General features: G+C 66.8%; 18 protein-coding genes and 1 tRNA gene. 9 read left to right on the top strand and 10 right to left on the bottom strand.

The window, feature by feature from the left end; translation table 11 throughout:
• Positions 1-57: 57 nt before the first annotated feature.
• From N8I74_RS02870 to N8I74_RS02880, 3 genes are all read left to right on the top strand, one after another.
• The gene (locus N8I74_RS02870) at positions 58-939 is read left to right on the top strand and encodes a M23 family metallopeptidase (RefSeq protein WP_263125415.1); all 882 of its coding nucleotides are present in this window, start codon (positions 58-60) and stop codon (positions 937-939) included.
• Between the two features lie 125 nt (positions 940-1064).
• Positions 1065-3806, top strand: coding sequence for a preprotein translocase subunit SecA (gene secA / locus N8I74_RS02875; RefSeq protein ID WP_263125416.1), 2742 nt, complete (start codon positions 1065-1067; stop codon positions 3804-3806).
• A 54-nt stretch (positions 3807-3860) separates the two neighbouring features.
• Positions 3861-3936: transfer RNA gene (locus tag N8I74_RS02880), tRNA-Ala, on the top strand.
• Positions 3937-4350: 414 nt separating this feature from the next.
• On the opposite strand, the gene N8I74_RS02885 is transcribed toward N8I74_RS02880, so the two are convergent.
• The 4 genes from N8I74_RS02885 to N8I74_RS02900 form a co-directional block, all read right to left on the bottom strand.
• A complete protein-coding gene (locus N8I74_RS02885; protein ID WP_263125417.1) occupies positions 4351-6750 on the bottom strand; it encodes an excinuclease ABC subunit UvrA in 2400 nt (799 codons plus the stop codon).
• A 45-nt stretch (positions 6751-6795) separates the two neighbouring features.
• Entirely contained in the window at positions 6796-7206 is a 411-nt protein-coding gene (locus N8I74_RS02890; protein WP_263125418.1) for a VOC family protein, read from the bottom strand.
• A 38-nt stretch (positions 7207-7244) separates the two neighbouring features.
• Positions 7245-7694, bottom strand: a complete 450-nt coding sequence (locus N8I74_RS02895) for a helix-turn-helix transcriptional regulator (protein WP_263125419.1) — start codon at positions 7692-7694, stop codon at positions 7245-7247.
• A gap of 138 nt (positions 7695-7832) precedes the next feature.
• Complete coding sequence (locus N8I74_RS02900) at positions 7833-8870, bottom strand: oxidoreductase (RefSeq protein WP_263125420.1); 1038 nt, start codon at positions 8868-8870, stop codon at positions 7833-7835.
• Positions 8871-9020: 150 nt separating this feature from the next.
• Here N8I74_RS02900 and N8I74_RS02905 point away from each other — a divergent pair, with 150 nt between their 5' ends.
• Positions 9021-10175 (top strand): GNAT family N-acetyltransferase, encoded by a 1155-nt coding sequence (locus tag N8I74_RS02905; RefSeq protein ID WP_263125421.1) that lies wholly within the window; start codon positions 9021-9023, stop codon positions 10173-10175.
• Here the strand turns inward: N8I74_RS02905 and N8I74_RS02910 are convergent.
• Together N8I74_RS02910 and N8I74_RS02915 are read right to left on the bottom strand one after the other, a co-directional pair.
• Positions 10162-10710 (bottom strand): thioredoxin family protein, encoded by a 549-nt coding sequence (locus tag N8I74_RS02910; protein WP_263125422.1) that lies wholly within the window; start codon positions 10708-10710, stop codon positions 10162-10164. The two genes, N8I74_RS02905 and N8I74_RS02910, sit on opposite strands and share 14 nt — an antisense overlap.
• Before the next feature lie 210 nt (positions 10711-10920).
• A complete protein-coding gene (locus N8I74_RS02915) occupies positions 10921-11409 on the bottom strand; it encodes an Lrp/AsnC ligand binding domain-containing protein (RefSeq protein ID WP_263125423.1) in 489 nt (162 codons plus the stop codon).
• Between the two features lie 96 nt (positions 11410-11505).
• On the opposite strand from N8I74_RS02915, the gene N8I74_RS02920 reads away from it, so the two are divergent.
• Positions 11506-12816, top strand: a complete 1311-nt coding sequence (locus tag N8I74_RS02920; RefSeq protein WP_263125424.1) for a D-amino acid dehydrogenase — start codon at positions 11506-11508, stop codon at positions 12814-12816.
• A gap of 13 nt (positions 12817-12829) precedes the next feature.
• On the opposite strand, the gene N8I74_RS02925 is transcribed toward N8I74_RS02920, so the two are convergent.
• Together N8I74_RS02925 and N8I74_RS02930 are read right to left on the bottom strand one after the other, a co-directional pair.
• A complete protein-coding gene (locus tag N8I74_RS02925; RefSeq protein ID WP_263125425.1) occupies positions 12830-13285 on the bottom strand; it encodes a YaiI/YqxD family protein in 456 nt (151 codons plus the stop codon).
• Between the two features lie 234 nt (positions 13286-13519).
• Positions 13520-13834 carry a cupin domain-containing protein gene (locus N8I74_RS02930; protein WP_263125426.1) on the bottom strand — a complete coding sequence of 105 codons (315 nt, stop codon included), beginning with the start codon at positions 13832-13834 and terminating at the stop codon, positions 13520-13522.
• 281 nt (positions 13835-14115) lie between these two features.
• On the opposite strand from N8I74_RS02930, the gene N8I74_RS02935 reads away from it, so the two are divergent.
• A complete protein-coding gene (locus N8I74_RS02935; protein WP_263125427.1) occupies positions 14116-16254 on the top strand; it encodes a YgiQ family radical SAM protein in 2139 nt (712 codons plus the stop codon).
• A 171-nt stretch (positions 16255-16425) separates the two neighbouring features.
• Entirely contained in the window at positions 16426-18585 is a 2160-nt protein-coding gene (locus N8I74_RS02940; RefSeq protein ID WP_263125428.1) for a CHASE domain-containing protein, read from the top strand.
• Positions 18586-18658: 73 nt separating this feature from the next.
• Here N8I74_RS02940 and cysK read toward each other — a convergent pair whose 3' ends face one another.
• Together cysK and N8I74_RS02950 are read right to left on the bottom strand one after the other, a co-directional pair.
• On the bottom strand, positions 18659-19591 hold the full coding sequence (gene cysK / locus N8I74_RS02945; protein ID WP_263125429.1) for a cysteine synthase A: 933 nt from the start codon (positions 19589-19591) through the stop codon (positions 18659-18661).
• A gap of 110 nt (positions 19592-19701) precedes the next feature.
• On the bottom strand, positions 19702-20586 hold the full coding sequence (locus N8I74_RS02950; protein WP_263125430.1) for a ZIP family metal transporter: 885 nt from the start codon (positions 20584-20586) through the stop codon (positions 19702-19704).
• Between the two features lie 318 nt (positions 20587-20904).
• Between N8I74_RS02950 and N8I74_RS02955 the strand changes: the two genes are divergently transcribed.
• Both N8I74_RS02955 and N8I74_RS02960 read left to right on the top strand, forming a co-directional pair.
• Complete coding sequence (locus N8I74_RS02955) at positions 20905-22125, top strand: multifunctional CCA addition/repair protein (protein WP_263125431.1); 1221 nt, start codon at positions 20905-20907, stop codon at positions 22123-22125.
• Between the two features lie 420 nt (positions 22126-22545).
• The gene (locus tag N8I74_RS02960; protein ID WP_263125432.1) at positions 22546-24603 is read left to right on the top strand and encodes a glycosyl hydrolase family 18 protein; all 2058 of its coding nucleotides are present in this window, start codon (positions 22546-22548) and stop codon (positions 24601-24603) included.
• Positions 24604-24621 lie beyond the last annotated feature (18 nt).

The raw sequence follows: 24621 nt of genomic DNA on the forward strand, positions 1-24621 counted from the left end.
ACGGGATGGATGAGGCATGGCTGGCACTGGAGAACAAGGCAAGAGGGGAAAGACGGTTTGAATATTATTCTGGTTTCCAGCCGGTTCTCCAGGGCATTGCACCTGGGACCCTATACCGTGGCCGGATTGGTCCTGCTGTTTGCGCTTGCGGCAGGCGGGGTCGGCGTCGGGATGGGCATGCTGCTGGGCGGTGGACAGGCACGCCCGCTGTTCACACTGGCTCCGAGCCCCAAACGCGCTGACCTGGACGCGCTGGCGATCCAGCTCGGAAGATTGCAGGCCAAGCTGCTGCGCCTTGACGGGCTGGCCAAACAGGTCGGGATCAAGACCGGCATCGATGTGGCGCCCTTCCTGTCCAACCAGCCGGCGCCGACCGGCGGCCTCGCCCAGCCCGAGCGGGCGCTGAGTGTCGCAGGTTTTACGCAGGCGCTTGCCCACAGCACCGACCAGGCCGACGCCTATCTGGACCAGATGACACTTGCCCAGACGCTGCTGCTGCGCCCACGCGGCTGGCAGTTGCCGAGCCGAGCGCCGCTTGCCGCCGGGCTGCAGTCATCCAGCTTCGGCTGGCGGATCGATCCCTTCTCGGGCCGGCAGAATTTCCACGAAGGCATCGATTTCGTCGGCCCTGTCGGCACCCCGATCCACGCCGCCGCCGCCGGGGAGGTGGTGTACGCGGAGCGCCATCCCCAGTATGGTAATATGGTCGAGCTTAGCCACGACAACGGCCTTACCAGCCGCTACGCCCATGCCAGCAAGCTGCTGGTCAAGGTGGGCGACAAGGTGGATGCCGGGCAGAACATCGCCGAAGTAGGCAGTACCGGCCGCTCCACCGGGCCGCATCTGCATTTCGAGATCCGTTACAAGGGCGTGGCGCAGAATCCGTTGCGCTTCATGTCACCCGAGGCGGTGACCCAGGTGGCGGCGGCAAGCGACTAAGGGGATGGAAATCCCGATGGGGCAGCCCCATCTGGGACAGGACTTCACAAGCGGCGGAGGGCTTTCCCTACCGCCGTTGTTCTAACTAAAACACCGCCCGTGAGCGGGAAACGTTGGCAACGGACATGATTTCGACTCTGCTCAAGAAAGTTTTCGGTAGCCGCAATGATCGCCTGCTCAAGCAATACGGAGCGATTGTCGCAAGAATCAACGCGCTGGAAGCGCAGTTCGAACCGTTGTCGGACGACGACCTCAAGGCCAAGACCGCCGAATTCCGCGAGCGGGTGGCCAAGGGGGAGACCCTTGATGCCATCCTGCCGGAGGCGTTCGCTGTATGCCGCGAAGGCGCCAAGCGTGTGCTGGGCATGCGTCACTTCGATGTGCAGCTGATCGGTGGCATCGCGCTGCATCAGGGCAAGATCGCCGAAATGCGCACCGGCGAAGGCAAGACCCTCGTCGCCACGCTGCCTGCCTACCTGAACGCGCTGTCCGGCAAGGGCGTGCATGTGGTCACGGTCAACGACTACCTGGCGCAGCGTGATGCCGGGACCATGGGCCGGCTCTACAACTTCCTGGGGCTGAGCTGCGGCGTGGTGATCGGCCAGATGTCCACCGATGAGAAGCAGAAGTCCTACGGCAGCGACATCACCTACGGCACCAACAACGAGTTCGGCTTCGATTATCTGCGCGACAACATGGTGTTCTCGACCACCGAGCGGATGCAGCGCGAGCTGGCTTACGCCATCGTCGACGAGGTGGACTCGATCCTGATCGACGAGGCCCGTACGCCGCTGATCATCTCCGGCCCGGCCGAGGACAGCACCGACCTCTACGTGCGGATGAACACCATCGCGCCGCAATTGACACGGCAGACCGAGGAAGAAGGCGAGGGCGACTACTGGGTGGACGAGAAGGCCAACTCGGTGCTGTTGTCCGAGGCCGGTCACGAGAAGGTGGAGGCGTTGCTGACGCAGATGGGGCTGCTGCCCGAGGGTGACAGCCTGTACGCCGCGCAGCACATCGGCCTGATGCACCATATGTACGCAGCGCTGCGCGCACACGCGCTGTTCCACAAGGACCAGCATTACGTGGTGCTCGATGGCGAGGTGATCATCGTCGACGAATTCACCGGCCGCTTGATGGCCGGCCGCCGCTGGTCCGAGGGCCTGCATCAGGCGGTCGAGGCCAAGGAAGGCGTGCAGATCAAGCAGGAAAACCAGACGCTCGCCACCATCACGCTGCAGAACTACTTCCGCATGTACGGCAAGCTCGCCGGCATGACCGGTACCGCCGACACCGAAGCCTACGAGTTCCAGCAGATCTACAACCTTGAAACCGTGATCATCCCGACCAACCGGCCGATGGTCCGGGACGATCGGCAGGATCAGGTGTTCAAGACCACCGCCGAGAAGAACAACGCGATTGCAATCGACATCCGGGAATGCGTGGCGCGCGGCCAGCCGGTACTGGTCGGTACCACCTCGATCGAGCAGTCCGAGCTGCTTGCCAGCCTGCTGAAGCAGGAAGGCATCGCGCACAACGTGCTCAACGCCAAGCACCACGCCAAGGAAGCCGAGATCGTCGCGCAGGCCGGTGCGCCCGGCCAGGTCACCATCGCCACCAACATGGCCGGCCGTGGCACCGATATCGTGCTGGGCGGCAACATCGAACGCAGTGTGCAGCTCATCGAGCGCGACGAGGCACTGGACGAGGTCAGCAAGCGCAGCCGGGTCGCCACCCTGCGCGACGAGTGGAAGGTACGCCACGAGCAGGTGGTCAACGCCGGCGGCCTGCACATCATCGGCTCCGAGCGCCATGAGTCGCGCCGGATCGACAACCAGCTGCGCGGCCGTGCCGGCCGCCAGGGTGACCCGGGTTCCAGCCGCTTCTACCTGAGCCTGGAGGATCCGCTGCTGCGCATTTTCGCCGGCGAACGCGTCGCCTTCGTGATGGACAAGCTCAAGATGCCCGAAGGCGAGCCCATCGAGGCCGGCATCGTCAGCCGCGCCATCGAATCGGCGCAGCGCAAGGTGGAAGGGCGCAACTACGACATCCGCAAGCAGCTCCTGGAATACGACGACGTCGCCAACGAGCAGCGCAAGGCCATCTACAGCCAGCGCAACGAGATCCTCGAAAGCGAGGATGTGTCCGAAACCGTGGCGGCAATGCGCAATGCGTTCCTCGATGAGCTGTTCGGGCAGTACGTGCCGCAGGATGCGATGGAAGAGCAGTGGGATCTGGCGGGCCTGGAGCGTGCGCTGGCCGAGTACGGCATCGCCGCCCCGGTGGCGCAGTGGCTGCAGGAGCGGACCGACCTGTCCGACGAGGCGATGAAGGCCCGCATCCAGGAGCTTGCCGAGGCCGCGTATCAGGCCAAGGTGGAAGAGGCCGGTGTCGAGACCTTCCGCCGCTACGAGCGCGCGGTGCTGCTACAGCACCTGGATCACAGCTGGCGCGAGCATCTGTCCAGCCTGGATCACCTGCGCCAGGGCATCCATCTGCGCGGTTATGCGCAGAAGAACCCCAAGCAGGAATACAAGCGCGAAGCCTTCGAGCTGTTCGAGGCGCTGCTCGCCTCGGTCAAGCGCGACGTGGTGCGGCTGGTGATGACGGTGGAAGTGCGCTCGCAGGCGGATGTCGATGCCGTCGCGCCGCGTTCGCTGCCCGAGTCGGCAATGCAGTTCCAGCATGCCGATCTGGAGGCGTTGCTTGCCTCGGGCGACGAGGAACAGATCAAGGCGGCCTTGCTGGCGGCGATGCAGGCACAGGGCGGTTCCAACGTCCAGTTTGCCGGGGTGGGCCGCAACGAGCCGTGCCCGTGCGGCTCCGGCAAGAAATTCAAGCACTGCCACGGCCAGCTGCAGTGATGCGGCGCGCCCGGTTGACGACAACCGGGCGCTTGATTATCGTTGCAACCCTTGGGGCCGATAGCTCAGCTGGGAGAGCGCCGCGTTCGCAATGCGGAGGTCGGGAGTTCGATCCTCCTTCGGTCCACCAGATTCAACGCCCAACCCGTGCTCGGTTGGGCGTTTTCGTTGGCGGCTGTCCTGCACCGCGCTGGCGGTTCGCCCGTGTTGGATGTCGACACCGGACGCGCGCAAAGCGCGGCGGGCTGGCATCGCGAGGGAGCCATCTGAAGGCGCCGCCTGCGCGCGTTGCCGCCTTTTTCACCGCCGTGGCGTGATCCGGACGGGCCCGGTATTCCCGACCACCACCTGCGTATCCAGGGTGAGGCCACGTCACCAACGGCGTTGTGCCGCGTCGGGGCATGCCGCTGCGCCGTGCCGTGGCTGCACTGCCGCATCGGGGCGCTACAGGCAGGTGCGGGAACGGCTCGAAGGCCGGGCGGGCAGAGGAACCTGGAGCACGCCGACGCCCGGGTGACCCGGGCGCCGGCTTTCGGTGGATGGGCTAGTGCTCGGCGTCGGGTGTCGCCCCGACATAGGCGGCGAGGTGCTTGCCGGTCAGGGTGGATCGGCGTTCGACCAGTTCGGCGGGCGTCCCCTCGAACACCACCCGCCCCCCATCGTGGCCCGCTCCTGGCCCCAGGTCGATGATCCAGTCGGCATGCGCCATCACTGCCTGATGATGTTCGATCACGATCACCGACTTGCCGGCGTCGACCAGCCGGTCCAGCAGGCCGAGCAGCTGTGCGACATCGGCCAGGTGCAGGCCGCTGGTGGGTTCGTCCAGTACGTAGATGCCGCCCTTCTCGGCCATCTGGGTGGCAAGCTTGAGCCGCTGGCGCTCGCCGCCGGAGAGGGTGGTCAACGGCTGGCCGAGGCTCAGATAGCCCAGGCCCACACCGTCGAGCCGTGCGAGGATCGCATGCGCGGCCGGGGTCTTCGCCTCCCCGGCACCGAAGAATGCCGCCGCTTCCGTCACCGACATCGCCAGCACCTCGCTGATGTTGCGCCCGCCAAGGTGATAGGCCAGCACCGCGGCCTGGAAGCGCTTGCCTTCGCATTCCTCGCAAGGGGTGGCCACGCCGGCCATCGTCGCCAGATCGGTGAAGATGACCCCGGCGCCGTTGCAGGCCGGGCAGGCGCCTTCGGAGTTGGCGCTGAACAGCGCCGGCTTCACGCCATTGGCCTTGGCGAACGCTGTGCGGATCGGATCGAGCAGCCCGGTGTAGGTGGCCGGGTTGCTGCGGCGCGAGCCGCGGATCGCACTTTGATCGACCGCGACCACACCGTCGCGCCCCGACACCGAGCCGTGGACCAGCGAGCTCTTGCCCGAGCCGGCCACGCCGGTGACCACCACCAGCACGCCCAGCGGGATGTCGACGTCGACCTGCTGCAGGTTGTGCGCGTCGGCACCGCGGATCGCGAGCTTGCCGGTGGGTTGGCGCACCGCGGGTTTCAACTGCGCGCGATCGTCCAGGTGGCGGCCGGTCAGCGTGCCGCTGCCGCGCAGCGCATCGACGCTGCCCTCGAAGACCACCTTGCCGCCCGCACTGCCCGCGCCGGGGCCGAGGTCGACCACGTGATCGGCGATGGCGATCGTCTCGGGCTTGTGTTCCACGACAAGCACGGTGTTGCCCTTGTCACGCAGTCGCAGCAGCAGCCCGTTCATGCGCTGGATGTCGTGCGGATGCAGCCCCACCGTCGGTTCGTCGAACACGTAGGTCACATCGGTGAGTGCGGAGCCCAGGTGGCGGATCATCTTGACGCGTTGCGCCTCACCGCCGGACAGGGTGCCGGTCGGCCGGTCGAGCGCGAGGTAGCCAAGGCCGATCTCGGCGAACGAATCCAGTGTCTGCTGCAGCGCCTCCAGCAAGGGCGCCACCGATGGTTCGGCGATGCCCCGTATCCAATCGGCAAGGTCGCTGATCTGCATCGCGCAGGCGTCGGCGATGCTGATCTGCCCGATCCTGCACGAACGCGCCGCCTCGTTGAGCCGCGTGCCGTGGCAGTCGGGGCAGGTCTGGAAGGTGACGACGCGGTCGACGAAGGCGCGGATGTGCGGCTGCAGCGCGTCCACGTCCTTGGACAGGAAGGATTTCTGGATGGACGGGATCAGCCCCATGTAGGTCAGGTTGATGCCGTCCACCTTGATCTTGGTCGCCTCCTTGTGCAGCAGGTCGTGCAGCTCGCGCTCGGTGAACCTGGCGATGGGCTTGTCGGGGTCGAAAAAACCGCAGCCGCGGAAGATGCGGCCATACCAGCCTTCCATGCTGTAGCCGGGGATGTTGACCGCACCGTCGTTAAGGGATTTGCTCGCGTCGTAGAGCTGGGCCAGATCGATGTCGCTGACATTGCCCATGCCCTCGCAGCGCGGACACATGCCGCCGGCGCGGCTGAAGGTCTGCTTTTGGGCGGTCTTGTTGCCGCGCTCGACCGTGATCACGCCGGTGGCCTGCACCGATGGCACGTTGAAGGCAAAGGCACCGGGCGGGCCGATATGCGGCTTGCCCAGGCGGCTGAACAGGATGCGCAGCATCGCATTGGCGTCGGTCGCGGTGCCCACGGTGGCGCGCGGGTTGGCGCCCATGCGCTCCTGGTCGACGATGATGGCGGTGGTCAGCCCGTCCAGCCGGTCGACGTCGGGGCGTGCCAGCGTCGGCATGAAACCCTGCACGAAGGCGCTGTAGGTCTCATTGATCATGCGCTGCGATTCGGCGGCGATGGTGTCGAACACCAGCGAGCTCTTGCCTGAGCCGGAGACGCCGGTGAACACCGTCAGCCGACGTTTCGGCAGCTCGATGTTCACGTCCTTGAGGTTGTTCTCGCGCGCGCCCTGCACGCGGATGCGATCGTGGCGGTCGGCCACGTGCTGCGTATCGGGCTGTGTCGTCTTCCTGGTGGCCATGCCGGTGATGTCCTCCTGTTGCACTGCCGTGCCCGCCAGCGAGTGTCAGCGTCGTTCCTGGATGCGGATCATATTGCCTGCGGGGTCGCGCACGCCGCAGTCGCGTACGCCATAGGGCTGGTCGGTCGGCTCCTGCACAATCTCGGCGTCTGCCGCCTGCAGCCTCTCGAAGACTGCATCAAGGTCGGGCGTGGCGAGCAGGATCATCGCGAAGGTGCCCTTGGCCATCATTTCGACGATGGTGCGGCGCTCGTCGTCGGTGAGGCCCGGTGTGGCACCGGGCGGGTACAGCACGATGGACGTGCCGGGCTGGCCTTGGGGGCCCACCGTGATCCAGCGGTTGCCGCCGTAGGCGACGTCGTTGCGCACTTCGAAGCCGAGTGTGTCGCGATAGAAGGCCAGTGAAACCGCCGCGTCGGTGTGCGGCAGGAAGGTCGAGTGGATGCTGAGGTCCATGGTGTCGTCTCCTGGTGGATGGCGGGAAAGCCATGGCGTCAGTCTAGGGCCGGTGCGCCGGGCGGCGCTTCTCGATTCCTGATCGGCCGCGTCACCTGCTTGGCCACGCAGGAGGGCATGCCGGCCACTTCGCCAGCGGCCTTGAGCCGGTAGACACTCGGCGGCATGCCCACCAATTCGGTGAAGCGTGTGCTGAAGGTGCCCAGCGACGAGGCACCGACCTCGAAACAGACTTCGGTCACGCTCAGGTCGCCACGGCGCAGCAGTGCCATCGCGCGCTCGATGCGGCGCGTCATCAGGTATGAATAGACCGACTCCCCATAGGCCAGCCGGAACTGCCGGCTCAGATGCCCGCCCGACATGTGCACGCTGCGCGCCAGCGCCTCGACATCCAGCGGCTGGGCGTAGTCCCGGTCGATCCGGTCACGGACGCGACGCAAGCGGGCAAGATCGCGCAGATGCTGCGCTTCGGGGCGTTTGCTGGTCATCCGCAGGATCGTGCCAGGACGCTGCCGTGTGCTCAAGGTCCCGGCCTGTCGGCAGCGGGTGCGCCGATGCCCGGATGGTTGGCGCTCAACGTGGCGGGATAGGGTGCTACCTGCCGCGCCGGCCTGCTGTTGCGGCGGCTAGGGCCTCACCTGCGCGCGCCGCTGCGCGCTGCGTATCGCCGCTTCGATCACCCGCATCACAGCGCTCGCTTCTTCCCCGGAGACCGGGTTGGGTGCAAGGCCCAGCAGCGCGTCGCGCACGCCGGCGTAGTAGGCCGGATAGTCGCCGCGCGGCAGGATCACCGGGTCGGCATGCGGCGCGTCGTCGGTCCAGCGATGCAGCGTGCCCGTGCGGGGATCGCGGCCCCAATCCGGGTCGGCAGGGGTGAGGCCGGCCTTGAGCTGGTCTTCCTGATTGTCGAGCCCGTGCACTTCGAAGCTTGCCGCCGTGCCGTGCGCCACGAAGCGCGCCGTGCCGCCGCTGACCAGCATGCTGGCGCCCAGTTCGACCCGTTGTGTCGGGTAGTGCAGCACCACCAGCGCGTCGTCCACCGCCACACCGCCATCGCGCCGGATCGCCAGATCGGCGCTGACCATCTGCGGCATGCCGAACAGCTGCAACGCCTGGTCGACCAGATGCGGGCCCAGGTCGAACCACAGGCCGCCGCCCGGGCCGCCGCCTTCGCGCCAACGCTGCCGCACGGCGGGCCGGTAACGGTCGAACCGGCTTTGCAGCAGCGTCACCCGGCCCAGGGCGCCGTCCGCCATGAGCTGGCGCAATGCCAGGAAATCGGCATCCCAGCGCCGGTTGTGGAATATCGACAGCACCCGGTTCATTTCGCGTGCCGTCACGACCAGCGCGTCCGCTTCGGCCACGCTCAGCGTGAACGGCTTGTCCACCACCACATGCTTGCCGGCGGCCAGCGCGGCGCGGGCCAGGGGCGCATGCGTGTCGTTGGGGGTGGCGATCACCACCAGATCCAGATCCGGGCGGGTGATCAGCGCTGCCGGCTCGGTCTTGACCGCGACATCCGGCCAATCCGCGATCACGTCCGCTGGCCGGGAACTGGCCACTGCGACCAGCGACAGTCCGGGAGTGGCATGGATCAACGGGGCATGGAAGGTCTTGCCGGCGTAACCGTATCCGATCAGGCCGACACGCAACGGGTTGGACATGCTGCAACAGCTCCGACTGCAATCCGGTGATGGTATAACCGGTCCGTGACGGGTGTCGAAGGTGCCTGCCCGAGGCCGGTCCGGTCCATGGGGCCGCCACTGTAGCCCGGACCCGTTGCACTTGTCATTCCCTACTGCATGGCCTTTTCCATGTCTGATACCCAATTGCGCGTGCATCCCCGCATCGACGATCTGCCTGCCGATCAATGGAACGCCCTTGCCGGCGCCCATCCGGCACAGCGCCATGCGTTCCTGGCGGCCCTGGAGGCAAGCGGCGCGGTGGGCCCGGGCACCGGCTGGCAGCCCTGCCATCTGGGCCTATGGCGGGACGGTCGGCTGTGCGCGGCGATGCCGCTCTATGCCAAGACGCACTCGTTCGGCGAATACGTGTTCGATTGGGCCTGGGCACGCGCCTACGCCGAACATGGGCTGGCCTACTATCCCAAGCTGGTCTGTGCGATCCCGTTCACGCCAGTGCCCGGCGCCCGGCTGTTCGCCGGTTCGGCGCAGGACCGTCTGTTGTTGCTCAATGCTGCGCGCGAGCGGGCCGGGCAGGACGGCCTGTCGTCGCTGCACCTGCTGTTCGCTGATAACGAGGACCTGGCCGCAGCGCAGGCGATGGGCATGCTGCGGCGCGAACAGGTGCAGTTCCATTGGCTGCGTCAGCCGCACTGGCGCGATTTCGACGACTTCCTGGCAAGCCTTGCCCGCGACAAGCGCAAGCGCATTCGGCAGGAGCGGCGGCGGGTGGCGCAGGCCGGGGTGGCGATCGAGCGCAAGCGGGGCTCACAGATCGACGCGATGGACTGGGCGTTCTTCATCCGCTGCTATGAAGCGACCTATCGGCAGCATCGTTCCACGCCGTATCTCAATCTTGCGTTCTTCCGCGCAGCGCACACGGCCGCCCCTGACGATTGGCTGATGGTGCAGGCCTCACGCGATGGGGTGCCGATTGCGGCTGCGCTGAACCTGGTCGGGCCTGACCGGCTGTACGGGCGCTATTGGGGGGCGCAATGGGATGCCGGCGGCTGGGTGCCTGGGCTGCACTTCGAGCTGTGTTACTACCAGGGCATCGAGTTCGCACTGGCCGAGGGGCTCGCGGCATTCGAAGGCGGCGCCCAGGGCGAGCACAAGCTGGCACGTGGTTTCAGCCCAGTGATCACCTATTCGGCGCACTGGCTGGCCCATCCGGCCTTTGCCGATGCGGTCGATCGTTTCCTCGGGCAGGAGCGGCAGGCGGTATCCGCCTACCGGCAGGAGCTGGAGATGCACCTGCCGTTCCGTGATCCGCTTATTTCCACTTGATGCTGCAGCCCACGCTGGGCTGTTGCTCCGCCGGCAGTGGCAGGTCGTTGGTCAGCGCCTCCACCGCCGCCCGGACGGCGGCACCGGTGGCCGGTGCGCCGCCGGGCCGCGTGTCGTCGAACTGGCCGCGATACACCAACGCGCCGGCACCGTCGAACAGGAACAGATCGGGCGTGCAGGCGGCGTTGAAGGCGCGCGCCACGTCCTGCGTCTCGTCGTACAGATAGGGAAAGGTATAGTCCTGCTCGCGTGCCACGGCAGCCATCTGCGCCGGGCCATCCTGGGGGTAGCGGGCCACGTCGTTGGACGAGATCGCGACCATGCCCACCCCCTGCGCCGCGAATTCGCGCCCCAACGGCGCCAGCGCCGGGTTGATGTGCTGCACATACGGGCAATGGTTGCAGATGAAGATCACCAGCAACCCGCTCGGCCCGAGCAGATCGATGCTGCGATAGCGCGTGCCGTCGCCGTCGGGCAGGGTGAAGGCCGGTAGCGGGCTGCCCAGCGGCAGCATGGTGGACGGAATCAGGGCCATGGGGGTGTTCCGGTGGTGAGGGGTAGGCAGCGGACCGCCGCGCGGTGCGTGCCAAGCATAGCTTAGCGCCTCACGGTCTTTTCGCCACGGCATGCGGTCGGTCGGGTAGCGCATGCACAGTGCGATGCGACGCCCGTCTGCAGGATGCATGGTGCAGGCGCCGGCCTTCCGGCGTGTCCCGCAGGCTTCGGAAGGGCTTTCGCCGGGTTGCTAGTCCGGCAGCGGCAGTGCCAGGGTTTCCTTCACTTCCTCCATCACGATATAGCTGCGCGATTCCGCGGCACCCGGCAGGCGCAGCAGGATGTCGCCCAGCAGCCGTCGATAGTGGCTCATGTCGGGCAGCCGTGCCTTCAGCAGATAGTCGAAATCCCCTGCAATCAGGTGGCATTCGAGCACTTCGGGGATGGCAGCCACGGCGTGGCGCAGATCATCGAACAGCTCGCTCGATTTGCGCGAGAGCTTCAGTTCCACGAACACCAGCAGCGGCGCCGCCAGCTTCTGCGGATTGAGCCGCGCGTGATAGCCCAGGATCACGCCGGTCTCCTCCAGCCGCTTCACCCGTTCGGCACACGGCGTGGCGGTCAGCCCTACCTGCTCGGCAAGTTCGGTGATCGACAGTCGCGCGTTGTGTTGCAAGGCACGCAGGATCTTGTGGTCGATCCGGTCCAACTCACGCCCGCCGTGGTATCGCGTCCTCATTTTTCCTCCAAAACTCGCCGGTTCAATAGGGAAAAACACTGGTACGACAACAATATACTGTGTCTATTCACTATATCCAGCAATATGGGGTGGATCATGAACGTGATCGTGATCGGAGCCGGGGTGGTCGGTGTGAGCACGGCGTGGTATCTGCGCCAGGCCGGGTGCGACGTGACAGTGGTGGAACGGCATGCGGCACCGGCGGAAGAGGCAAGCTATGCCAACGCGGGCCAGATCTCGCCCGGCTACGCCGCGCCCTGGGCCGCACCCGGCGTGCCGCTCAAGGCGATCAAATGGCTGCTGTCACGGCATGCGCCACTGCGTATCCGGCCAGACCACAGCCTGTTCCAGTTGAGCTGGATGGCCAGGATGCTCGCCAACTGCACCCCGACCGCCTATGCACGCAACAAGTCGCGTATGGTGGCGTTGGCCGAATACAGCCGCGACGAACTGCGGCGGCTGCGCCACACGCTGGGGCTGCAATACGAGGCGCGCAGCCTTGGCACGCTGCAGGTGTTGCGCACTGCGCCGCAGCTGGCCGCTGCCCGGCGCGACGCCGACCTGCTGGCGGGCCTGGGTGTGCCGCACGCGCTGCTGGGCGTGGACGAGCTGGCCGAGGTGGAACCGGCGTTGGCACGGGTGGCGCACAAGCTGGTGGGCGCATTGCACCTGCCCAACGATGAAACCGGCGATTGCCGGTTGTTCACCGAACGGTTGGCGCAGCATGCCGCCGCCGCCGGCGTGGTGTTCCGCTACCTGACCGAGGTGGAACAACTGGTCGTCACGCAGGGGCGCATCCGCGAGGTGCTGCTGGACGATGGCGAGGTGTTCACGCCCGATGCCGTGGTGCTGGCGGCCGGCTGCACCAGCCGTGCGCTGGCGCGCGAGCTGGGCCTGTCGCTGCCGATCTATCCGGTCAAAGGCTACTCGCTGACGCTGCCCCTGGCCGACCCCCAATCCGCGCCACGTTCCACCGTGCTGGACGAGACCTACAAGATCGCGCTGACCCGGTTCGATGCGCGGCTGCGCGTGGGTGGCATGGCGGAACTGGCCGGCTACGACCACGCACTGGATCCGCGCCGGGTGGCCACGCTGCGGATGGTCGCCGGCGATCTGTTCCCCGACGCCACCGATCCGCAGCAGGGGCAGGCGTGGACCGGATTGCGGCCGATGACCCCGGATGGCGCCCCGCTGGTCTGCGGCACCCCACTGCGCAATCTGTTTCTCAACACCGGCCATGGCACGCTGGGCTGGACCATGGCGTGTGGCTCGGCCCACGTGCTGGCCGACCTGGTACTGGGCCGTGCACCGCAGATCGATGTCAGCGGCCTGTCGCTGACCCGTTACCGCCGCACTCCCCAGGCTGTGCCACAGCCGCAGGGCGGCAGCCGGCCGGCACACGCCTGAGCGCGACAGGGCGTCAGCCGCGTGGCTTGGTGGCAGCCAGCAGGCGGTCGAGCTGGCGGGCAAACGCCTGCCTGTCGCTGCCGGACAGGCTGGCCGGGCCGCCGGTGTCGACGCCACTGTCGCGCAGCCCCTGCATGAAGTCCCGCAGGCTCAGCCGTTCGCGGATATTCTCGGGCGAGAGGTGCTCGCCGCGCGGATCGAGCACCAGGGCCCCGCGTTCGATCACGGCGGCTGCAAGCGGAATGTCGGCAGTGATGACAAGGTCGCCCGCGGCAACGCGCTCGACGATGGCCGCATCGGCCACATCGAAACCGCGCGGCACCTGCAGCGCGGCAATCCAGGGCGACGGCGGCACGGCCAGCAGCTGGTTGGCGATCAGCGTGGTACGCACCTGGGCGCGTTCCGCGGCCCGGAACAGAATGTCCTTGATCGCCCGCGGACAGGCATCGGCATCGACCCAGATTTGCATGACGGCATCCCTCGAAAGACCGCCGATTGTAGCCGCCAAGCCGTAGTGGCTGCCGCCTAGACACAACCCTGGCCCGCCTGCAGGGCGTATCACCCGGGTTATGCCTGCTTGTGCCCGGCAGGCAGGTACCGGGCGCGCCAGTGTGAATGGGGGCTGGCCGATGCTGCGCGTCGCCATCGACCCATCGGGAGCTCCAGCGATGCGTACCTTGCAACGATGGCTGCCGGCTTGGCGCTATGCCGTCCACCACACCGCCAGCCATACCGTGCGATCGGCCGTGTAGGTCACCTGATGGCGCCGACCTGGCGCAATCAGCACATGATCGCCCACACCGAGAGTGAGATCGTGCGCCATATCGGCAAAACGCAGCCGCGCTTCACCTTCCAGCACCACCACCCACTCGGCTTGCGCTTGGTCATACCAGAAGCCTTCGGGTGAGACCTGCCCGGTGGATACGATACGCTCGACCCGCACACCAGGCCCTGCCGCCATGGTCTCGATCCATTCCTCGCCCAGCCCGGCGGGGATCGCTGCAAACAGATTGTCCATGGGGGATTCCATTGGGGAGATGGGCGTAGGGGGCGGGCTTTCGGTGACTGTTCAATCATAGGACTGGAATGCCTACAGGAGTCCGGGCAGTCCAGTTTGATAAAACACCGCGGGCAGGTTGCCGGCCGGACCCTGCCCGAGTAGTGCGGGCTTGTGATCACTTTGGAATGTGCGCCGGCTGAAATCCCTATCCAATTGAATTTTCAGTATTTTCCGCCTGGTGCCTTTGGCGTGGCCGGGCAAATCTGCCACAATGCGCGATTCGCTTTGCTCATGCCGCCATGAATCCCGTTGCCACCCCCCTTTATGACTACGCGCCGGCCCGCCATGGCCGGCCTGCGCCCTTTCTGCCGATGAGTCGGGACGAGATGGCGGCGCTGGGCTGGGACGAGTGCGATGTCGTGCTCGTCAGCGGCGATTGCTATATCGACCACCCCAGCTTCGGCATGGCACTGGTGGGGCGGTTGCTGGAGGCGCAGGGGTTGCGCGTGGGCATCATCGCGCAGCCGGAATGGGACAGTGCCGAGCCTTACAAGGCACTGGGCCGGCCGCGTCTTTTTTTCGGTGTCACCGCCGGCAACATGGATTCGATGATCAACCGCTACACGGCCGACCGCAGGCCGCGCTCGGACGATGCCTATACCCCTGACGGCGTGGCCGGGCGGCGGCCGGACCGGGCGGTGACGATCTATTCGCAGCGCTGCCGCGAGGCATATCCGGGCGTACAGATCATGATCGGCGGCATCGAGGGCAGCCTGCGCCGCATCGCGCAGTACGACTATTGGAGCGACAAGGTGCGCCAGTCGGCGCTGGTCTATGCCAAGGCCGACCTGCTGTTGTTCGGCAACGCCGAGCGCGCGCTGGTCGAAGTGGCGCACCGCGTCGCCGCCGGCGAAAAGCTGCGCGAGATCCGCGACGTGCGCGGCACCGCCTTCATGACCGCGCATGGCTGGATGCCGGCACATGATTGGGCGGTGCTCGATTCGAGCACGGTCGACGTGCCCGGCCGGGTCGATCCGCATCCCGACCCCTATGCAATGGAAAGCGAGAAACAGGGGCCGGCGTGCAACGATCCGGCGGCGCCGCAGCCGATCCGCATCCAGACCAAGGCCGAGCGCATCGCCGCGCGCCAGGCCGAACGGCTGCGCACCGTGGTGCGCATCCCGGCCTATGAGGCCGTGGCGCACGACCCGGTGCTGTACGCACATGCCAGCCGCACGCTGCATCTGGAATCCAACCCCGGCAATGCACGTGCCATGGTGCAGCAGCACGGCGAGCGCGACGTCTGGCTCAATCCGCCGCCGATCCCGCTCACCACGCCGGAGATGGATTACGTCTATGGCCTCGCCTACGCGCGCAATCCGCATCCCAGCTACGGCAAGGCGCATATCCCGGCGTGGGAGATGATCCGCTTCTCGATCAACATCATGCGCGGCTGCTTCGGCGGCTGCACCTTCTGCTCGATCACCGAGCATGAGGGCCGCATCATCCAGAGCCGCTCGGAGCAATCCATCCTCAAGGAGATCGAGGACATCCGCGACAAGACCGAGGACTTCAAGGGCCATATCTCGGACCTGGGCGGCCCCACGGCCAACATGTACCGGCTGGCGTGCAAGGACCCGCAGATCGAGCAGTCCTGTCGGCGGCTGTCGTGTGTCTACCCCGGCATCTGCGAGAACCTCAACACCGACCATTCGCATCTGATCCAGCTCTACCGCAAGGCGCGGGCGATCCCCGGGGTCAAGAAGATCACCATCGGTTCCGGCCTGCGCTACGACCTTGCGGTCGAATCGCCTGAATACATCAAGGAGCTGGTCACCCACCATGTGAGCGGCTATCTGAAGATCGCGCCGGAGCATACCGAGGATGGGCCGCTGTCGAAGATGATGAAGCCGGGCATCGGCAGCTTCGAGCGCTTCAAACAGCTGTTCGAGCACTACAGCCGGCAGGCCGGCAAGCAGCAATATCTGATTCCGTACTTCATCGCCGCCCACCCCGGCACCCGCGACGAGGACATGCTCAATCTGGCGTTGTGGCTCAAACGCAACGGCTTCAAGCCGGATCAGGTGCAGGCATTCACCCCGACGCCGATGGCGCTCGCGACCACGATGTGGCACACCGGCCGCAACCCGCTCAGAAAGCTGGCCCGCTCCTCGGAAAAGGTGCTTGTCGTCAAGGACGCCAAGCAGCGTCGGCTGCACAAGGCGTTCCTGCGCTACCACGATCCGGAGAACTGGCCGATCCTGCGCGAAGGCCTGATGGCCATGGGCCGCGCCGATCTGATCGGCCACAGTCCCAACCACCTGGTACCGCCGGCGCAGGGCGAGAAGCGTGCCGCCGCACCCCGCCGCGGCCCGGTTCCGACACCACGCGGCAACGCCGGGGCAGGGCGCAAGGTGGGGCCCGGCAAGCGCCGCTGAACACCGTCGCCGGCACCGTTTCGCCAGGTATGGCGGGGCCGCGGCCATGCCGTCGTTGTCATATCGGCATCGCCTGTGCCGTGCAATGCACGTTGCCCGATTTGCCCTGGTTCCGGATTTGCGCATAGTGTTTGGAGACGTGCCCGCACCTTCGGAACGTGCCCTACGCCTATGAAGCTTGCCCGCCCTGCCTTGCTGCCCGTGATCCTCGCCTTGCTGACGGGGGTGGCGCTCACCACCGCGCTCGACCTGTGGCTGGCCCGGCTTCAGCTGCGGCAGGGGCAGGCGCGGCTGGCGCAGACGGCAAGGCTGATGACGGTGCAGCTCGAAGCGCGGGTGCAGCGCTTTGACGAAACGCTGCGCGCGTTGCGCGGTGCCTTCATCGCCAATCCCGAGCTGGACCGGGCCACGTTCGCCGCCATGCTCGACCAGCACAACTTCCTGACGCGCCAGCCCGGTTTTCTGATGCTGACCTTCGTGCGCCATGTGCCGGCCGCCGACCTTGCCGCGTACCTCGCCGGCCTTGCCGCGGTCGAAGGGCTGGATCCGGACAGCCTGCAGGCCCGGCCGCCCGGTGCGCGCCCTGCCTACTACTTCACCGATTACATCTACCCGTCCAACACGGCCACCCGTCGCTATGTCGGATACGACATCGCCGCGCAGCGCGATACCTTGCAGTTCATCGGATTCATCCGCGACCGCAATCTTGCGCTGTTCAGCGCCCCGCTGCGGTTTACGCAGCTCAAGGGGCAACCGCTGGGTTATGCGCTGTATTACCCCGTCTACCAGCGCGGCATGCCGTTGGACAGCGTGGCTGAGCGCCGTACCGCCTTCAAGGGCCTGCTGGTGATCGCCTTTCGCAGCAACGATATCTTCGATTGGGTGGAGGATCAGTTGCCCGGCGGCGCGAGCATGGCGCTGTGGGACACCGGGCACAGCCTGGCGCCGGGGGCCAGGACCGCGCCGGTGCTGCTGGGGCGCCGTGGCGAGCGTGGGGCCGCCGAGGTCCACGCCGAAGCACTGGCCGACCTGCCGGGCCGGCAATGGCGGGCAGTGTTGGATGCCCCTGCAGGCGGGCAGGGCGACCGGTTATGGGTATGGCTGCTGGGCGGTAGCATGACCGTGGCGTTGGCCATCCTCGCGGCGCGGCGTCATCCGGCTCCGGCCGCCGTGCCGCTTGAGCCGGCGATACCCCTGGCGCCGTCGCATGCCGAGCCGGATTTCGGCCTGGCGTTGCTGCAGGCGGTGGACATGGTGTCGGAGATGGTGGTGGTCCGGGATGCCAGCCACGCCATCGTCTATGGCAACCGGGCGGTGCGCCAGCGCTTCGAGACACCGCAGCTGCCGCTGCTGGGCCGGCGCGATGCGCTATGGAGCGCTTCGGAGCTGGTGCTGCTGGCCGGGCCGGTGGAAAAACGGGTACTGCAGCGCGGTATGGACGATGGCCGGGAGTATCACTACGCGGTGACGTTGCTGCCGCTGCGCGAGCCTGCCGGCTACAGCGTCACCATGGCGCGCGACATCAGCCGTGGCCGCGCGCGCGACCTGGAGCTGACCGGACAGCTGCAGCGGCTGACCGAGCTGCTGGACGTGGCCTGCGACTGGCACTGGACCCAGGACGCTGAGCATCGGCTCACCGGATTGTCCGAACCGTATTTCCAGAAGAAGCAGATCGACATGACGCAGCTGCTGGGACGGCGCTACTGGGAGTTCAGTGACGGTGGCATTTCGTCGGCGCAGTGGGAGGCGCACAAGCGCACGCTGGCGCAGCAGCTGCCCTACCGCGACTTCGTGTTCGTGCTCGAACTCGACCAGCACCGCGTGGTGGTCAGTCTGAGTGGGCGGCCCTGCTACGACCCGGCCGGGCGCTTCACCGGCTACCGCGGCGTCGGCCGTGACGTGACCGCCGCGCGGCAGGCGCAGGAGGCGCTGCTGCTGGAAAAGACCCGCACCGACGCCATCCTCGACGCACTGGCGGACGGGGTGGTCACCACCGACCCGCACGGGCTGGTGCAGTACTTCAACCCGGTGGCGGCCGCCTTGCTCGGCTGGACCGAGGACGAGACGCTGGGCAAGCCGATCGAGCGCTGCCTGATGATGGTGGATGTCGAGACGCGCCTGCCGTTGCCGTCGCTGCCACGCCAGGTGCTCGGCGCCGACGGCCCAGGCCACCGGCAGCGCAAGGGCGTGCTGCTCAACAAATTCGGGCTGACCTTTTCGATCCACGAATCGGTGTCACGCATCACCGATCCGGCGGACCGGATGTTGGGCGTGGTGGTGGTGCTGCGCGACGAGACCCACTGGGTGGGTGGCGAGGGCGATACGCTTTAGCCCAGCTGCAGCGCGGCGTCCGGTCGGCGTGGCGGCAACGCATCCGTGCCTGCCGCCACGCCGGAGCGAATGGTCAGTCCAGCAGGCCCTCGAACAGCTTGGTCGACAGATAGCGCTCGCCGAAGGACGGGATGATCACCGCAATCAGCTTGCCGGCATGTTCCGGGCGGCTGGCGACCTGCACTGCGGCCCACACGGCAGCGCCGGACGAGATGCCGGCCAGGATGCCTTCCTGCGTGGCCAGTGCCCGCGCAGTGGCAAAGGCATCCTCATTGGTCACCCGGATCACTTCGTCGTAGATGGCGGTGTTGAGCACCGCCGGCACGAAGCCCGCGCCGATGCCCTGGATGGGATGCGGCCCCTTCTGCCCGCCTGAAAGCACCGGGCTTGCGTCCGGCTCGACGGCGATGGCCTGGAACGACGGCTTGCGCGCCTTGAGCACCTCGGCCACGCCGGTGATGGTGCCGCCGGTGCCCACGCCCGAGATCAGGATGTCGATCTGGCCATCGGTATCGCGCCACAGCTCCTCGGCCGTGGTCTGGCGGTGGATCTCGGGATTGGCCGGGTTCTCGAACTGCTGCGGCATGAAATGGTTCGAATGTTCCTGGCACAGTGCCTTGGCCCGGGCGATGGCGCCGCCCATGCCCTCGGGGCCGGGGGTGAGCACCAGTTCGGCGCCATAGCCGCGCAGCAGCGCGCGGCGCTCGCGCGACATGGTCTCGGGCATGGTCAGGATGAGTTTGTAGCCGCGTGCCGCACACACCATCGCCAGGCCGATGCCGGTATTGCCGGAGGTGGGCTCGACGATCACCGTCTGCGGGCCGATCAGCCCGGCGGCTTCGGCGGCGTCGATCATGCTGACCGCGATGCGGTCCTTCACCGAATGGGACGGGTTCATGTATTCGAGCTTGGCCACCACGGTGGCCGCACTGCCGGCAGTGATGCGGTTCAGTCTGACCAGCGGGGTATTGCCGATCAGCTGGGTGACGTCATTGGCGATGCGCATGCTGCACTCCTTGCAAGGTAAGGGTGGAACCTGCCCGCGGGCAGGGGCTTGCCCAGAGTGTACGTCGCCCCGCCGGCACCGGCACGACCCGCATGGCATTGGCCGCCCTGTCAGGCAAGCGCGGTATCGAGCACCATCATGATCACGAATCCCAGCATCAGCCCGCCGGTGGCGAACGCTTCGTGCCCCTTGCGATGCGATTCGGGAATGATCTCGTGGCTGATCACGAACAGCATGGCGCCCGCGGCAAAGCCCAAGCCCCAGGGCAGCAACTGCGCCGAATGGCTGACCACCACTGCGCCGAGTACCGCGCCCACCGGCTCGACAAGGCCCGTGGCCATGCCGAGCAGCACCGCGACGCCGCGGGTATAGCCCACCGCCAGCAATGCCGCCGCCACCACCAGCCCCTCGGGCACGTCCTGGATCGCAATGCCGGTCGCCAGCGCGCTGGCATGCACCGGATCGGTACCGGCGAACGCAACGCCGATCGCCAGCCCCTCGGGCAGGTTGTGCAGTGCAATCGCAAACACGAACAGCCAGGTGCGCCGCAAGGTCCTGGCACGCCAGCCTTCCACGCCTTTGATGAAGTGTTCGTGCGGCAGCAGCCGGTCCAGCAGCAGCAGCAGTCCGCCGCCCAGCAGGATGCCCGCGGCCACGGTCAACCCGGCCTGCCACGGCCCCGCGCCCAGCCGCTCGGCCGAGTCGATGCCCGGCACCACCAGCGAAAACGCACTCGCCGCCAGCATCACGCCGGCCCCGAAGCCGAACAGCGTATCCTGGGTACGTTCGGACAGGCGTTGCGACAGCAGCACCGGCAAGGTGCCCAGCGCCGTCGCGCCTGCGGCGATCAGGCCGCCGGTCAATGCGCCCAGCGTACGCGCATCGCCCACGCCGATCCTTTGCCATAGCGCCTGTACACCCAGCACCAGCGCAGCCAGTACGATGCCGAACCCCAGCATCTTGCGCAGCAGGAAGGAACGGGAAAGCAGATTCATGTTGTCTCCATTGCATTGCACAACAGCCCGCCCGCTGACGGGCCTGGTGGAATGGGCTTCTGGTCGGGTCGGCGAGGCCGGCGCGATTGCACCGCCGTCGGGCCCGGTCTTTACAATGGACGCAAACCACGTTGCCGGAAGTGGGCGTATTGCCATCGCGGATACCGCCGCCGCCATGGTGGACGGCCCGTGCCCCGTGCTGTCATGGGTGCGGCGGCGGACATTGGCGGGGCGTTCCCAGACGCGCGCGGGAGCGATCATGAAACCGCAGGGCATGGTCCTGGGATCACCCCATCGGGGCTGCAAGGAGGGCGTCGGATGAAAAGCTACAAGGTGGGCGGCGCGGTGCGCGACCGGCTGCTGGGTCTGCCGGTGCAGGACACCGACTGGGTCGTGGTCGGCGCCAGCGCCGAGGACATGGCCGCCGCCGGCTACCGCCCGGTCGGCAAGGATTTCCCGGTGTTCCTGCATCCGGTCACGCAGCAGGAGTACGCGCTCGCCCGCACCGAACGCAAAAGTGGGCGCGGCTACAAGGGTTTCACCGTGTTTGCCGACCCCAGTGTGACGCTGGAGGAGGATCTGGCGCGGCGCGATCTCACCATCAATGCCATGGCCGAGGACGAGCAAGGGCAGCTGATCGACCCGTTCGGCGGGCAGGCCGACCTTGCGGCACGTTGCCTGCGCCATGTATCGCCGGCATTTGCCGAAGACCCGGTGCGCATCCTGCGTCTTGCCCGCTTCGCCGCGCGCTTCGGTTTTGCCGCCGCGCCCGAGACCATGGCGCTGATGCGGCAGATGGTGGCACAGGGCGAGGTCGATCACCTGGTGCCCGAACGGGTATGGCAGGAACTGGCCAAGGGGCTGATGGAAGCGCAGCCCAGCCGGATGTTCGCCGTGCTGCGCGAATGTGGCGCACTGGCACGCATCGCGCCAGAGATCGATGCGCTGTGGGGCGTGCCGCAGCGTGCCGACTACCATCCTGAGGTCGATACCGGGGTGCATGTGATGCTGGTGCTCGACTACACCGCCCGGCAGGGCTGGCCGCTTCCCACCCGATATGCCGCGCTGTGCCATGACCTGGGCAAGGCACTGACGCCGGCCGATGTGTTGCCGCGGCATATCGGTCACGAGGCGGCAGGCGTGCCGCTGGTCGAGCAGCTGTCGCAGCGGCTGCGCGTGCCGGCCGAATGCCGCGATCTGGCCCGCCTTGCCTGCCGCGAGCACCTGCTGGTGCACCGGGCGCAGGAGCTGAAGCCGGGTACGGTGCTCGAGTTGTTCCAGCGTTGCGATGCCTTGCGCAAGCCCGAGCGGTTCGAAGCGCTGCTGAACGCCTGCGTGGCCGATGCCCGCGGCCGGACCGGTTTCGAGGCGGCCGCCTACCCGCAGGCCGAACGCCTGCGCCAGTTGCTCGCGGCGGCCCGTGCGGTGGACGCCGGCGTGCTGGCACGTGGATGCACCGCGCCCGATCAGATCGCCCCGCGGGTGGCGCAGGCGCGGCGGGACGCAATCGCGGCCATGATGCATACCCTGGCTGGTTGAGCGACGAACGGCAGTTCCATATGCCTTGCATGCCACCCCGGTGCGGTGCAGCCAAATGTGCCCGGACAAGCATGGTCAAGGGTTTGCGGATTGCCAACGAGGACGCGTCAATACCAGTGGTGGTCGCATCACCGCCGCACATCGTGATGTCCTCGCCGTTCATCGCCAGCCGGACGGCGTCACGTGACGAAGCGTAAAAATATGTTAACCAATTGATTTTTATGGAAGATTAGCGCTTCATCACATTGTTGACAGCACTGCTTACATCAATGAACATCCACTCTGCATGCCAAAGGCCGCCGTACGGAGAGTGAGCTGTCTCGAAGGACGCCGCGCTGGATTCCACGATTGGTATTACACCCGAAGCAAAAACGGCGGTGACGGCGTGCACCGAACCGATACAGGATGGAGAACTGACCCATGTCGCAATTGAACCGCCTCGCTCTCGCGGCGATTCCGGCTGCGCTTGCAACCATGCAGGCATTTGCAGCCCCCGCCTGGCAGGAAGGCAACACCTACACTGCCGGTACCGTTGTCAGCTATAGCGGCAACGACTACCAGGCCCTGGCCACGCATACCGCCTACGTCGGCGCCAACTGGAATCCCAAGTCCACTCCCACGCTGTGGAAGGATCTGGGCGCCTCGACCGGCACCAACCCGACGCCGGCCCCGACCCCGACTCCGGCCACCCCGACGCCGGCCCCGGCCACTCCGACCCCCGCACCGTCGACCCCGACGCCCGCTCCGGTCACCCCGACGCCTGGCGTCGGCTGCCCGGCTGTCTGGACCGCGGGTGGTGTGTACTCTGGCGGCAGCCGCGTGAGCTACAACGGCCGCGCCTATGAAGCCAAGTGGTGGACCCAGGGCGACAACCCGGGCCAGTCCGGCTCGTGGGGTGTGTGGAAGGATCTGGGCGAGTGCGGCACCGCAACGCCGACTCCGACGCCGACCCCCACTCCGACGCCGACGCCGACTCCCACGCCGACGCCGACGCCGACCCCCACTCCGACGCCGCCGACGCCGACTCCCACCCCGACGCCGCCGACCCCGACTCCCACTCCGACGCCGCCGACCCCGACGCCGACCCCGACGCCCACTCCGACCCCGCCGACCCCGACGCCCACTCCGGTCGCCGGTGCGCAGGTCGGTTCGTACTTCACCCAGTGGGGTGTGTACGCCCGGAACTATCAGGTCAAGCACATCGACACCAGCGGTGCCGCGGCCAAGCTGACCTTCATCAACTACGCCTTCGGCAACCTGTACCAGAAGAACGGCGGTTACGAGTGCGGCATCATCAACAAGCTCGAGCCGGGTGCGACCAACCCGAACGCGCCTGATGCCGGTACCGGTGGCGACGCATGGTCCGACTACCAGCGTGGTCTGTCGGCTGCCGACTCCGTGGACGGCGTGGCCGACCAGTGGGGCTGGCCGACCTGGGACGACCCGCGCAATGGCAAGGCCGGTCCGCTGAAGGGCAACTTCAACCAGTTCAAGAAGCTCAAGGCCAAGTACCCGAACCTGAAGATCTTCATCTCGCTGGGTGGCTGGACCTGGTCCAAGTGGTTCTCGGCTGCCGCCGCGACCGACGCGCTGCGCAAGCAACTGGTGAAGAGCTGCATCGACGTGTACATCAAGGGCAACGTGCCTTATGACGCCAGCGGCAACGCCGGTGGTGATGGCGTCGCGGCCGGCGTGTTCGACGGTATCGACATCGACTGGGAATACCCGGGCGTGATCGGCCAGCCGTACAACACCGTCAACGCAGCCGACAAGCAGAACTTCACGCTGTTGCTGAAGGAGTTCCGCACCCAGTTGGACGCGATCGGCGCCGCCGATGGCAAGCGCTACGCCCTCACCGTCGCCATCGGCGCCGGCAAGGACAAGATCGAGCAGACCGAGCCGGCCGAGTACACCAAGTACCTCGATTGGGTCAACGTGATGAACTACGACTACAACGGCGCATGGGCGGCACAGGGCCCGACCGACTTCCAGTCGCATCTGTACGCGGATCCGAACAATCCGCAGTACCTGGATCCGAAGACCGGTCAGCGTAGTGTGGTGTCGTACTACAACACCGACGAAGCGATCAAGATGCTGGTGGCCAAGGGCGCTCCGCGCGACAAGCTGCTGCTCGGCGTGCCGTTCTACGGCCGCGGCTGGACCGGCGTGCAAGCCGGCCCGAACGGCGATGGCCTGTATCAACCGGCCAACGGCGGCGGCAAGGGCACGTACGAGACCGGTATCGAGGACTACAAGGTGCTGAAGGGCGCCGCTGGTACCGTGCGTTACCACCCGGTGACCAAGCAGTCGTGGAAGTACGACGGCAACAACTTCTGGAGCTTCGATACCCCGACTGACATCGCGCTGAAGGTGGGCTATGTCAAGTCCAATGGCCTTGGCGGGATGTTCAGCTGGTCGCTCGACGGTGATACCGCTGATGCCGAGCTGACCAAGGAAGTTGCAAAGGTCCGCCAGTAAAGCTAGTAAGATCACTAT

The organism is Chitiniphilus purpureus, from assembly GCF_025642115.1.
Classification (GTDB): domain Bacteria; phylum Pseudomonadota; class Gammaproteobacteria; order Burkholderiales; family Chitinibacteraceae; genus Chitiniphilus; species Chitiniphilus purpureus.

What these genes read in the sequence shown, in the direction of transcription:
- N8I74_RS02910 (WP_263125422.1), bottom strand. Translation starts at nt 10,710, where the DNA reads ATGGCCCTGATTCCGTCCACCATGCTGCCGCTGGGCAGCCCGCTACCG.
- N8I74_RS02940 (WP_263125428.1), top strand. Translation starts at nt 16,426, where the DNA reads ATGAAGCTTGCCCGCCCTGCCTTGCTGCCCGTGATCCTCGCCTTGCTG.
- N8I74_RS02930 (WP_263125426.1), bottom strand. Translation starts at nt 13,834, where the DNA reads ATGGACAATCTGTTTGCAGCGATCCCCGCCGGGCTGGGCGAGGAATGG.
- N8I74_RS02955 (WP_263125431.1), top strand. Translation starts at nt 20,905, where the DNA reads ATGAAAAGCTACAAGGTGGGCGGCGCGGTGCGCGACCGGCTGCTGGGT.
- N8I74_RS02890 (WP_263125418.1), bottom strand. Translation starts at nt 7,206, where the DNA reads ATGGACCTCAGCATCCACTCGACCTTCCTGCCGCACACCGACGCGGCG.
- N8I74_RS02920 (WP_263125424.1), top strand. Translation starts at nt 11,506, where the DNA reads ATGAACGTGATCGTGATCGGAGCCGGGGTGGTCGGTGTGAGCACGGCG.
- secA (WP_263125416.1), top strand. Translation starts at nt 1,065, where the DNA reads ATGATTTCGACTCTGCTCAAGAAAGTTTTCGGTAGCCGCAATGATCGC.
- N8I74_RS02915 (WP_263125423.1), bottom strand. Translation starts at nt 11,409, where the DNA reads ATGAGGACGCGATACCACGGCGGGCGTGAGTTGGACCGGATCGACCAC.
- cysK (WP_263125429.1), bottom strand. Translation starts at nt 19,591, where the DNA reads ATGCGCATCGCCAATGACGTCACCCAGCTGATCGGCAATACCCCGCTG.
- N8I74_RS02960 (WP_263125432.1), top strand. Translation starts at nt 22,546, where the DNA reads ATGTCGCAATTGAACCGCCTCGCTCTCGCGGCGATTCCGGCTGCGCTT.
- N8I74_RS02950 (WP_263125430.1), bottom strand. Translation starts at nt 20,586, where the DNA reads ATGAATCTGCTTTCCCGTTCCTTCCTGCTGCGCAAGATGCTGGGGTTC.
- N8I74_RS02900 (WP_263125420.1), bottom strand. Translation starts at nt 8,870, where the DNA reads ATGTCCAACCCGTTGCGTGTCGGCCTGATCGGATACGGTTACGCCGGC.
- N8I74_RS02905 (WP_263125421.1), top strand. Translation starts at nt 9,021, where the DNA reads ATGTCTGATACCCAATTGCGCGTGCATCCCCGCATCGACGATCTGCCT.
- N8I74_RS02895 (WP_263125419.1), bottom strand. Translation starts at nt 7,694, where the DNA reads ATGACCAGCAAACGCCCCGAAGCGCAGCATCTGCGCGATCTTGCCCGC.
- N8I74_RS02925 (WP_263125425.1), bottom strand. Translation starts at nt 13,285, where the DNA reads ATGCAAATCTGGGTCGATGCCGATGCCTGTCCGCGGGCGATCAAGGAC.
- N8I74_RS02885 (WP_263125417.1), bottom strand. Translation starts at nt 6,750, where the DNA reads ATGGCCACCAGGAAGACGACACAGCCCGATACGCAGCACGTGGCCGAC.
- N8I74_RS02935 (WP_263125427.1), top strand. Translation starts at nt 14,116, where the DNA reads ATGAATCCCGTTGCCACCCCCCTTTATGACTACGCGCCGGCCCGCCAT.